Origin of the sequence: Mycobacterium sp., assembly GCF_050701515.1 — a bacterium.
In the GTDB taxonomy this organism is placed as follows: domain Bacteria; phylum Actinomycetota; class Actinomycetes; order Mycobacteriales; family Mycobacteriaceae; genus Mycobacterium.
On sequence record NZ_JBOGDB010000168.1, the window covers coordinates 37,753 to 46,117 of the forward strand.

At 63.8% G+C, this 8,365-nt stretch carries 11 protein-coding genes; 5 read left to right on the plus strand and 6 right to left on the minus strand.

Features of this window, described 5'->3' with window-relative positions; genetic code table 11:
* Nucleotides 1–3: 3 nt before the first annotated feature.
* A complete protein-coding gene (locus ACRDU5_RS14230; RefSeq protein ID WP_526615220.1) occupies nucleotides 4–1,254 on the plus strand; it encodes a KasA/KasB family beta-ketoacyl-ACP synthase in 1,251 nt (416 codons plus the stop codon).
* A gap of 5 nt (nucleotides 1,255–1,259) precedes the next feature.
* On the opposite strand, the gene ACRDU5_RS14235 is transcribed toward ACRDU5_RS14230, so the two are convergent.
* The gene (locus ACRDU5_RS14235) at nucleotides 1,260–2,144 is read right to left on the minus strand and encodes a cyclopropane mycolic acid synthase family methyltransferase (RefSeq protein WP_526615222.1); all 885 of its coding nucleotides are present in this window, start codon (nucleotides 2,142–2,144) and stop codon (nucleotides 1,260–1,262) included.
* Between the two features lie 149 nt (nucleotides 2,145–2,293).
* The gene (locus tag ACRDU5_RS14240; RefSeq protein ID WP_526615224.1) at nucleotides 2,294–3,175 is read right to left on the minus strand and encodes a cyclopropane mycolic acid synthase family methyltransferase; all 882 of its coding nucleotides are present in this window, start codon (nucleotides 3,173–3,175) and stop codon (nucleotides 2,294–2,296) included.
* A 205-nt stretch (nucleotides 3,176–3,380) separates the two neighbouring features.
* Here ACRDU5_RS14240 and ACRDU5_RS14245 point away from each other — a divergent pair, with 205 nt between their 5' ends.
* The 3 genes from ACRDU5_RS14245 to ACRDU5_RS14255 all read left to right on the plus strand — a co-directional run bounded on the left by ACRDU5_RS14245 (nucleotide 3,381) and on the right by ACRDU5_RS14255 (nucleotide 5,602).
* On the plus strand, nucleotides 3,381–4,430 hold the full coding sequence (locus ACRDU5_RS14245; RefSeq protein ID WP_526615225.1) for an oxygenase MpaB family protein: 1,050 nt from the start codon (nucleotides 3,381–3,383) through the stop codon (nucleotides 4,428–4,430).
* On the plus strand, nucleotides 4,427–5,062 hold the full coding sequence (locus tag ACRDU5_RS14250) for a TetR/AcrR family transcriptional regulator (protein ID WP_526615226.1): 636 nt from the start codon (nucleotides 4,427–4,429) through the stop codon (nucleotides 5,060–5,062). The genes ACRDU5_RS14245 and ACRDU5_RS14250 overlap by 4 nt, the downstream gene beginning before the upstream one ends.
* A 90-nt stretch (nucleotides 5,063–5,152) precedes the next feature.
* Nucleotides 5,153–5,602, plus strand: coding sequence for an LGFP repeat-containing protein (locus ACRDU5_RS14255; RefSeq protein ID WP_526615227.1), 450 nt, complete (start codon nucleotides 5,153–5,155; stop codon nucleotides 5,600–5,602).
* Nucleotides 5,603–5,680: 78 nt separating this feature from the next.
* Here the strand turns inward: ACRDU5_RS14255 and ACRDU5_RS14260 are convergent, their stop codons facing one another.
* On the minus strand, nucleotides 5,681–6,166 hold the full coding sequence (locus ACRDU5_RS14260) for a DUF6644 family protein (protein WP_526615228.1): 486 nt from the start codon (nucleotides 6,164–6,166) through the stop codon (nucleotides 5,681–5,683).
* Nucleotides 6,167–6,229: 63 nt separating this feature from the next.
* Nucleotides 6,230–6,613: a DUF6152 family protein gene (locus ACRDU5_RS14265; RefSeq protein WP_526615229.1), complete on the minus strand. Its 384-nt coding sequence runs from the start codon at nucleotides 6,611–6,613 to the stop codon at nucleotides 6,230–6,232.
* Between the two features lie 161 nt (nucleotides 6,614–6,774).
* On the opposite strand from ACRDU5_RS14265, the gene cynS reads away from it, so the two are divergent.
* Nucleotides 6,775–7,230 carry a cyanase gene (gene cynS, locus ACRDU5_RS14270; RefSeq protein ID WP_526615230.1) on the plus strand — a complete coding sequence of 152 codons (456 nt, stop codon included), beginning with the start codon at nucleotides 6,775–6,777 and terminating at the stop codon, nucleotides 7,228–7,230.
* A 293-nt stretch (nucleotides 7,231–7,523) separates the two neighbouring features.
* On the opposite strand, the gene ACRDU5_RS14275 is transcribed toward cynS, so the two are convergent.
* Both ACRDU5_RS14275 and ACRDU5_RS14280 read right to left on the minus strand, forming a co-directional pair.
* Entirely contained in the window at nucleotides 7,524–8,054 is a 531-nt protein-coding gene (locus ACRDU5_RS14275) for a DUF6036 family nucleotidyltransferase (RefSeq protein WP_526615231.1), read from the minus strand.
* Nucleotides 8,047–8,365: helix-turn-helix transcriptional regulator (locus ACRDU5_RS14280; RefSeq protein ID WP_526615232.1), on the minus strand; the 319-nt coding region annotated here is incomplete at its 5' end. The genes ACRDU5_RS14275 and ACRDU5_RS14280, both read right to left, overlap by 8 nt.

The following is an 8,365-nucleotide window of genomic DNA, read 5'->3' on the forward strand; positions in this document are numbered from 1 at the left end:
AGCATGGCAGCGCTGACCACCGGCGGCGGGTTCCCCGACGTCGTCGTCACGGCCGTCGCATCGACCACTCCCATCGCGCCCGATGCGGAGGACACGTGGCAGGGTTTACTGGACGGCCGAAGTGGCATCCGCACTCTGGATAATCCCTTCGTCCGGGAGTTCGAATCGCCGGTTCGTATCGGTGGACGGCTGCTGGAGAGCTTCGACGAGCAGCTGAGCCACAAGGAGCGGCGCCGGCTGTCTTACATGCAGAAGATGGCCACTGTGCTGGGCCGGCGAGTTTGGGAAAACGCCGGATCACCCGACATCGACACTAAACGGCTGATGGTCTCGATCGGGCTCGCGCTGGCCACAACCGAGGACCTTGTCTTCCGCTATGACGACTGGCGGGCACGGGGCATGCGGGCGGTGTCGCCGCTGGAAGTGCAGATGTATATGCCCAACGCGCCGGCCGCCGCAGTTGGGTTGGATCGTCAGGCCAAGGCCGGGGTGATCGCACCCGTGTTGGCCGACGCCTCGGGTGCCGCGGCCATCGCCCGGGCGTGGCGACACATTGTTCTCGGCGGGGCCGACATCGCGATCTGCGGTGGGGTCGAGACCATCATCGAGGCGGTGCCCATCGCGGCGTTCGTGCAGCTTGGCATGTTGTCGACCAACAATGACGACGCGGCCGGTGCTTGCCGCCCGTTCGACGAGAATCGCGACGGCATGGTATTCGGTGAAGGCGGCGCGCTAATGGTCATCGAAACCGAGGAGCACGCCAAGGCGCGCGGCGCGTCCATCCTGGCCCGTCTGATGGGGGCGGGCATCACGTCCGACGGCTACGACGTCGTCGAACCGGACCCGAGCGGCGAGCGGGCCGGCGATGCCATCACTCGCGCGATCCAGCTGGCCGGTCTGACACCGACCGACATCGACCACGTCAACGCACACGCAACCGGAACCACGTTCGGGGACCTGGCCGAAGCGCTCGCCATCCGCAACGCCCTAGGAAACCACAAGCCGGCCGTCTATGCGCCCAAAGCGGCGTTGGGCAACTCGATGGGCGCCACCGGAGCGGTGGAAGCCGTACTTACCGTTCAGGCGCTGCGGGACGGTGCCGTGCCGCCCACCCTCAACCTCGAAAAACTCGACCCCGAGATCGATCTGGATGTCGTGGCCGGCCAGGCGCGCCACGGCAATTACCGGTGGGCCGTAGCGAATTCGTTCGGTCTCGGCGGGCAGAATGTCGCTCTGGCGTTCGGCGCGTACTGACCCGATTACGTCGTAAGGGTGAACTGTCCCACCTGAGTGATGCCTCGGCGGAAGAAGTCGGCACATCCCGTCAGGTACCTGCGGTAGCGCTCGTAGACCTCTTCGGACGTGACGGCGACCGCCTCGTCACGATGTGCCGCTAGATTCGCCGCCCATATATCCAGTGTCCGGACATAGTGCGGGTTCAAGAGCTGCATTCCTTCCAGCGAAAAACCGGCGTCGCGGGAGAATTCAACGATGTCTTGCTCGGATGGCACCCCGCCGCCCGGAAATATCTCCTTGGCGATGAACCGCATGAACTTCAGGTCGGTGATGGTGGGCCGGGCCTCTTTGGGCCAGTTGCTCAAGGGCAGTGGGCGCCCCATTATCGTCTGCAACACCATCCGGCCGCCGCTGGGCAGGATACGGTGGGCCGTTTCGAAGTATGCCGCATACCGCGTCTTCGGGAACGCCTCGAATGCCTCGATGCTGACGATGCGGTCGACCGGGTCGCCGAACTCCTCCCAGCCGTGCAAAAACACCTGGTGGGAGCGGTCGGTATCGACCTGGTCCAGAAGCTGCTGGCAGAAGGCGTGCTGATTCTTGCTCAAGGTCAGCCCGATGACGTTGACGTCGTGCTTCTCCATCGCGCGCTTCATCGTGGAGCCCCAGCCACAGCCGACGTCGAGCAGCGTCATCCCGGGCTGCAGGCCCAGCTTGCCAAGCGCGAGGTCGGTCTTGGCGAGCTGCGCCTCTTCAAGCCTCATGTCCTCGCGCTGGAAGAACGCGCAGCTGTAGGTCCGCGATGGATCCTGGAACAGCCCAAAGAAATCATCTGATAGGTCGTAGTGGGCCTGCACGTCCTCGAACAGGGGCCGCATCTTGGTCGAGCCCGAACTGCTGTCAGCCATTCTTGGTCGATCCCTCCAGGTGGATTGGATCGAAATCTACTGGTACGAATCCGTTGATGCTACTCGCCGCACCGGGGTGGATAAGCATTCCTTTCAGGTCGTGTTGCCTCGCGCCGGAGCTCCGTTTCGACCGTTTCGCGGCGGCCGAGCTATGCCTTTTCGCAGGTGAACTGGCAGACGTCGGTGTAGCCCCTGCGGAACAGGTCGGCGCAGCCGGTCAGGTACTTCATGTACCGCTCATACACCTCTTGGGAGGTGATCGCGATGGCCTCGTCCTTCTTGGACTCGAGATTTGCCGCCCAGATGTCGAGCGTCTTGGCGTAGTGCGGCCGCAGCGCCTGGACCCGGGTCAGGTTGAAGCCAGCCTTGGTGATGTGCTCTTCGAGCTGCGGGACCTGCGGCAGCCGGCCACCGGGGAAGATCTCGGTGAGGATGAACCTGATGAAACGCAGCAACGACATCGTGGTGGGCAGCTGGCGCTCCTCCACCTCTTCGTCGGTCGGTACGACGATGGTGTGCAGCAGCATCACGCCATCGTCGGGCAGTAGCTCGTAGGTCAACTTGAAGAAGGGGTCATAGCGTTCGAATCCCCAGTGCTCGAACGCGCCGATCGACACAATCCGGTCCACGGGCTCAGTGAACTGCTCCCAGCTCTGCAGCAACACCCGCTTGCTGCGCGGGCTGTCCGAGTCGGCGAACAACTGTTCAATGTGTGACTTCTGGTTATTGGAAAGCGTCAGGCCGATGACGTTGACGTCGTATTTCTCGACCGCCCGCATCATCGTGGAGCCCCAGCCGCAGCCGACGTCGAGCAGCGTCATCCCGGGCTGCAGGCCCAGCTTGCCAAGCGCGAGGTCGATCTTGGCGCGCTGGGCCTCCTCCAGCGTCATGTCATCGCGCTCGAAGTATGCACAGCTGTAGGTCTGGGTGGGGTCCTGCCACAGCCGGAAGAAGTCGTTTGACAGGTCGTAGTGGAACTGGACTTGCTCGGTGTTCGACCCGCGGACCTCCTTTCGGCCGCTAGGCGTCACGGTCGCTGTTTCATTTGGTGTCTGTGTCACTGCTGCCCCTGTTCGTGTTCGCTGCCACGCCGCGTGCGAGACTACACCCGCGCGTAACTACGTGTCGTCCTAGGAGTCGAGCGGACCTTGACGAAGGTTCCTACACGCTGTAGGAAAGATCCTACGTAGTGTAGGAAAGGTTTGGGGAGCCGTGAATATCCGCGAGTGGTTGTCGTTGCCTAAGGCAGAGCCCGCCGAGGACTACGGCTTTTTCGGCCCCGACTCGGTGACGTGGAGGGTGTGGAGTTATCCGACGTCGCTGTCGATCGGGTTCCAACGTGCGGTCGTCATCGAGGAGCTCGACCCTGCGCTAGTCGCGGCCGTGGACAGGACGCACGACATCTATGCCCGACCCCGCACCCGGTATGACCGGACGCTGCGCTACTTCGCGATGGTGGCCTTCGATGACAGCCGGTCCACCGCCAAGGCTGCGGACGTGTTGGTCAAGATCCATTCCAAGGCCGTCGGCGTCGACCCGGTCACCGGTCAGAACTACGACGCGAACGATGCGGCGTCCCAGCTGTGGATCCACCTCACCGCCTGGCACTCCATCCTCGTCGCCTACGAGAAGTACGGTCCCGGCCGGCTCTTGGCAAAAGAGGAGGCGCAATACTGGGACGAATGTGCGCGCGCTGCCGAACTGCAAACCTGCGACCCCGCCGACGTTCCGCGCAGCCGCGAGGGCATTCAGCAGTACTTCGAGAAGATGCGTCCGCAACTGGTGGGGTCGGACATCGCCATACAAGCGATGAGGCACCTGTTGCGAGCCGACGTGATGCTGCCGCAGATGCCGCTCTTGCTGCGCCCGTTCACCAAGGCCATCACGGCGTTCTTGCGTCGGGGCACGCTGGCGACGATGCCGCGATGGATGCGGGAGATGGTCGGGCTCAGCACATCTCGAGTTCTCGATGCGATGGTTGTGCCGCCGCTGCGCGCGGCGTTCACGGTGATCGGGATGAGCAAGCGCCTGCAGCTGATCCTGCTTCGGCTGATCTCCCCGGCGACGCTTCCGATCGGCACGCGTGTCCTGCTGTCCATCCCGCCGAAGGATCCGGCCATCATGACGCCGCGCGAAGCCCAGACGCGGTATGGCTATGCCGTTCCCAGCCAGGCGCACTTCGAGTTTCGCGAAAAGCAACTGGTCCGCGTTTTCGGCGAAGGCGTTGCGCCCAGCGAGGAGGGCATCCTCGAATCTCAGCCGATTCTCGGCGCGATAGGCCGATGACTTCGTCGCAGATTGCAACACCCAACCGCGTTCGAGCCGAACACCTCGGGCCCGAGCGGCGGCGGCCGCAGGTTCTCGACACCGCATTGCAAATCGCCGCCGAGGACGGCGTCACGAACGTGACGATGGCTGCCATCGCTACCCGCATGGGAGTCACCCGACCCGTTGTGTACGCCTGCTACGGCGGACGCGGGGAGGTGCTCGCCGCGCTGTTGGACCGCGAGACCGGATTGGTGCTTACAGGTTTGGCCGGTATGCTCCCGCCTCCTCGCACCGGATCGATCGAGCAGCTGTTCATCGACGGGTTCCGTGCTTTACTCACCGCAGTCCGCGATCGTCCCGCTTCGTGGCGGATCATGTTCGCCGGCGACCCAGATCCTGTGCTGGCCGGCACCTTCGCGCGCGGTCGTGCGCAGGTCGCTCGCCAGGTCGAGACGGTAATGCGGCCACTGCTGGAGCGATGGCAGGTCGACGAGATCGACCGCGTCTTGGCTCCGCTGAGCGAGGTGTTCCTCGCGATCGGCGAAGCGGCGGTGCGCATGATGCTCGATGCCGATCAGGAATCGACGCCAGAACGCCTTGCCGACATCTTCGGTAGGGCTGCTTACCGAGCCATGAGGGCGACCCGCTAGGTGCTGATCGTCCTATTGCTCACAAGCTTTCGCGCTATCGCCTCAGGAAGGAAACGCACTATGCCGCCCACCCGAAACATCATGGCCTGCGTGGCCGCCGCAGCTACCGCTGTACTCGCAGTTGGCTGCCAGAACGCGGAGCCCATCGGGTCAGCGACGCCTCTTAGCAGCGAAGTATCGACAAGTCGAATCGCCCAACCGGCGGGGCAATTCACCTTGCAGGGCGCAATTTTGGAAAAATTCCTTGACACCGGCAGCGCGAGCGGGCCGTTGGGCCAGCCCATTTCCGACGAGCAAGCAGGCCCAAATGGCGGGCGATACAACAAGTTCCAAAGCGGTGTCGTCTACTGGACGGCGCAGACAGGAGCCCACATCATGCAGGGCAAAATTCGCGCGGCTTGGGAAGATACCGGCGGCGCTGGTGGGCCGCTGGGGTACCCGACCACTGACGAAATAGTCATTGCCGGCGGCTCGCGAGCCGAATTTCAACATGGCGTTATCACCGTTATCGACGGCGAGCCTCGTGTCGAGATACGTTGAGCGCTAAGGCGATCAGGCGTGCGGTGCACGAGCAGACCGCGAGCAAGGTCTGAGTTTTGCACCTGTTGGATTGGCTGGCTACCAGTACCCGAGCATCCGCCCTGCCGTGAGGGCTGTCAGCCAGCTGATGAGCGACACACTACCCATCATCGCCAGCCGCCGGGCCTCGGCGTGGGACAGATCGCGGGTTGTGTGAGCCTTCCACGCCGCGGTGCGGCGCAGCACGAGGGCGTTGACGAATCCGAGTCCGATTGCCGAGAACTTCACCACCAGGAACGGGTTGTCCTCGTATTCAAGAGCACTGGTCGCGAGGAGGCAGACGCCGCTGGTCGCGGCGACTGCGAAGCCTGCTATCGCCACCGGGGCAGCAGTAGCCGTGATCGCAGGGAGCGGCGTGCGGCGCCATACCCCCACCAGCCGCAGATCGAGAATGAGCACGGCGCCAAACAGGGCCGCGATACCGAGGATGTGAATCAGGTTGACGATTGGGTAGGTCCACAGCCCGGAGCCGCGCATGAACTCGCCCAGCGCAGACGACTGTAGCCAGGCGAGCAGTTCATGCATGCGCGCACGCTGCAGAGCGGCGACGCCGGCACGCGCCTAGCGTCGGAGTCCTTGGATCGGCCGTCACTCGCGGTCGGGGTAGACGTTGAACACCGTGTCGTTCCACGTCAGGCGTTCTGTCTTGATTTCGAGCTTCGTCTCGTCGCGATGCCGGTGGCCGCTCGCGGTCACGGTGGCGCCGACTGGGACGGCATCCTCATCCAGGCCCGCACGTGCAGTACGTGCCGACGGAGCGAGCACGACCTCCCAGACCTCTTCATCGACGCTCATCTGCGCCGTGGCATGCGAGCCGGCAAGGCTTACGGGCGTCACTAGCTTGCCCGTGATTTCGAATTGCGCGTCCTGATATTCGCTCCACCCGTGGTGGGCGCTCACGGGCGCCGCCAAACCTACGGCCACGAGGACGACGGTGGCGGGTATCGCCACCCACCTGGAGTGCTTCCGCATATCGGACCTCCTAGGTGGACCCTACTCCCACATGATCGCCGCACTTGACCAGTCGGCCGTGACCGCCGATGACACTGGCGTTCGAAGCGATCCATTCTGTGAGGGTCGCGAATTGAGGTTCAGCGCTGGCATCGATCATCTCGGGCGAGCATGCTGACCCCATGACCAGAGATGAAGTCACCGCTCAAATCGTCTCGGCCCGGCTGGCAAAGGGTCTGTCGTGGCAACAGCTCGCCGATGCTATTGATCGGCCGGTTGTGTGGACAACATCAGCGTTGCTCGGCCAGCATCCGATACCGGCAGAGTCGGCCAAGGTACTGGTGCAGATGCTCGGTCTCGACGAGGCGGCGGTGCCGGTGCTCGTCGCGGTGCCGATGCGTGGCGGGCTACCAACGGCCGTGCCAACGGACCCGACGATCTACCGTTTCTACGAGGTACTTCAGGTATACGGCGGCGCGATCAAAGCATTGATCCACGAGAAGTTCGGCGATGGCATCATGAGCGCCATCAATTTCAGCGTCGATGTCCAGAAGAAACCGCACCCGGCGGGCGAGCGTGTTGTCGTGACGCTCGACGGGAAATTCCTGCCCTACGACTGGACAGCCGCCGAGGGTTGAGGTGCGCCGACTTGTCGCTGCGGCGCCAGAAGCGTTGTGCCGATGGATGTTCCGAGCCCCGCTACGCCACCTTAAATCGTCACAGTGACGTTTTAAGGTGGCGTAGCGGGACTACCGGAGGAGGGCAGTCGAAACCGGCATGGCGGCGGAGCACCCGGCAGACGCGTCCACGATGGGCGTTGAACCGCGTCTTAGTTGTGGTGTGTCGCACATGTGCCAGCGCCGGGCGATCCGGGTTGTTCTGTGCGTGTTCTCGGGGGGACTGTGTTGATACTCGCCGCACACGAAGCCGTTCACTCGATCTCCTGCCCAGTCGTCGGGTCGCGAGGAGCTCGGTTTTGTGTTTGCTGCTGCAGCCGGATGAGCCGGGGGAGTGCCTCGAAGTCCTTGTCACGGCCGGCTGCTTCCTTGGATGCGATTACATCATCGAGGCTGGCGACCAGAACCCGCACGCCGTCGATGCTCATCGGCGTCGCGCCGACCCGCAGCGCATCGAAACCGTCGACGAAGCCGGAAGGCGCAAATGTCAGGTCAAGATCCCCGAACCGGGTCGTCAGGTTCAGCACACTCATTCCCTGCAACGACTCCGCCGAGGCGCTGAACGGAAGTGCCTCGCTCCCCGCGGCGCGGATCTTCGCTCCGAGATCGGTCAGCGCGGCGGCGAGATTCGCCAGGTTAGGCGTGAGCCGCGCCGGCACGATGTCGACGTCAATCGTCGCCATTCCCGATCCCTGCAGCAGGGCGGCGTAGCCGCCGATCAACACGTAGTCGACGTCGTGGCGAGCGAGCACCTCCAGAATCGCCGCGGGGGCGAATTCAGGCATGTGTCGCTTCACGCGCAAGGCGTGCCTGCTCGGCCTGCATATGCTCACGCTCCGTGGGGCTGCGCCGCTGCTCTTGCTCCCAGAGCACATCGTCATGATCGTCGTATGGCACCAGCTGCGTGGACAGCGACAGGTCCACGGCTGCAAGGATTTTAGCCATCGTGGGGTGGGTCGGCTGACGCGCCCCCGACTCGATCTTGGCGATCGTGCTGTACGGCACGCCCGCATTGGTCGCCAACTGACGCTGCGTCAAACCCGTTTTCGCGCGCGCCACCCGCAGGACGTTTCCCGCCCACGTGTCTATGCTGCGC

Excerpts from the sequence above, each read along its gene's own strand:
- ACRDU5_RS14265 (WP_526615229.1), bottom strand. The coding sequence starts at position 6,613 with ATGCGGAAGCACTCCAGGTGGGTGGCGATACCCGCCACCGTCGTCCTC.
- ACRDU5_RS14235 (WP_526615222.1), bottom strand. The coding sequence starts at position 2,144 with ATGGCTGACAGCAGTTCGGGCTCGACCAAGATGCGGCCCCTGTTCGAG.
- ACRDU5_RS14260 (WP_526615228.1), bottom strand. The coding sequence starts at position 6,166 with ATGCATGAACTGCTCGCCTGGCTACAGTCGTCTGCGCTGGGCGAGTTC.
- ACRDU5_RS14250 (WP_526615226.1), top strand. The coding sequence starts at position 4,427 with ATGACTTCGTCGCAGATTGCAACACCCAACCGCGTTCGAGCCGAACAC.
- ACRDU5_RS14230 (WP_526615220.1), top strand. The coding sequence starts at position 4 with ATGGCAGCGCTGACCACCGGCGGCGGGTTCCCCGACGTCGTCGTCACG.
- cynS (WP_526615230.1), top strand. The coding sequence starts at position 6,775 with ATGACCAGAGATGAAGTCACCGCTCAAATCGTCTCGGCCCGGCTGGCA.
- ACRDU5_RS14275 (WP_526615231.1), bottom strand. The coding sequence starts at position 8,054 with ATGCCTGAATTCGCCCCCGCGGCGATTCTGGAGGTGCTCGCTCGCCAC.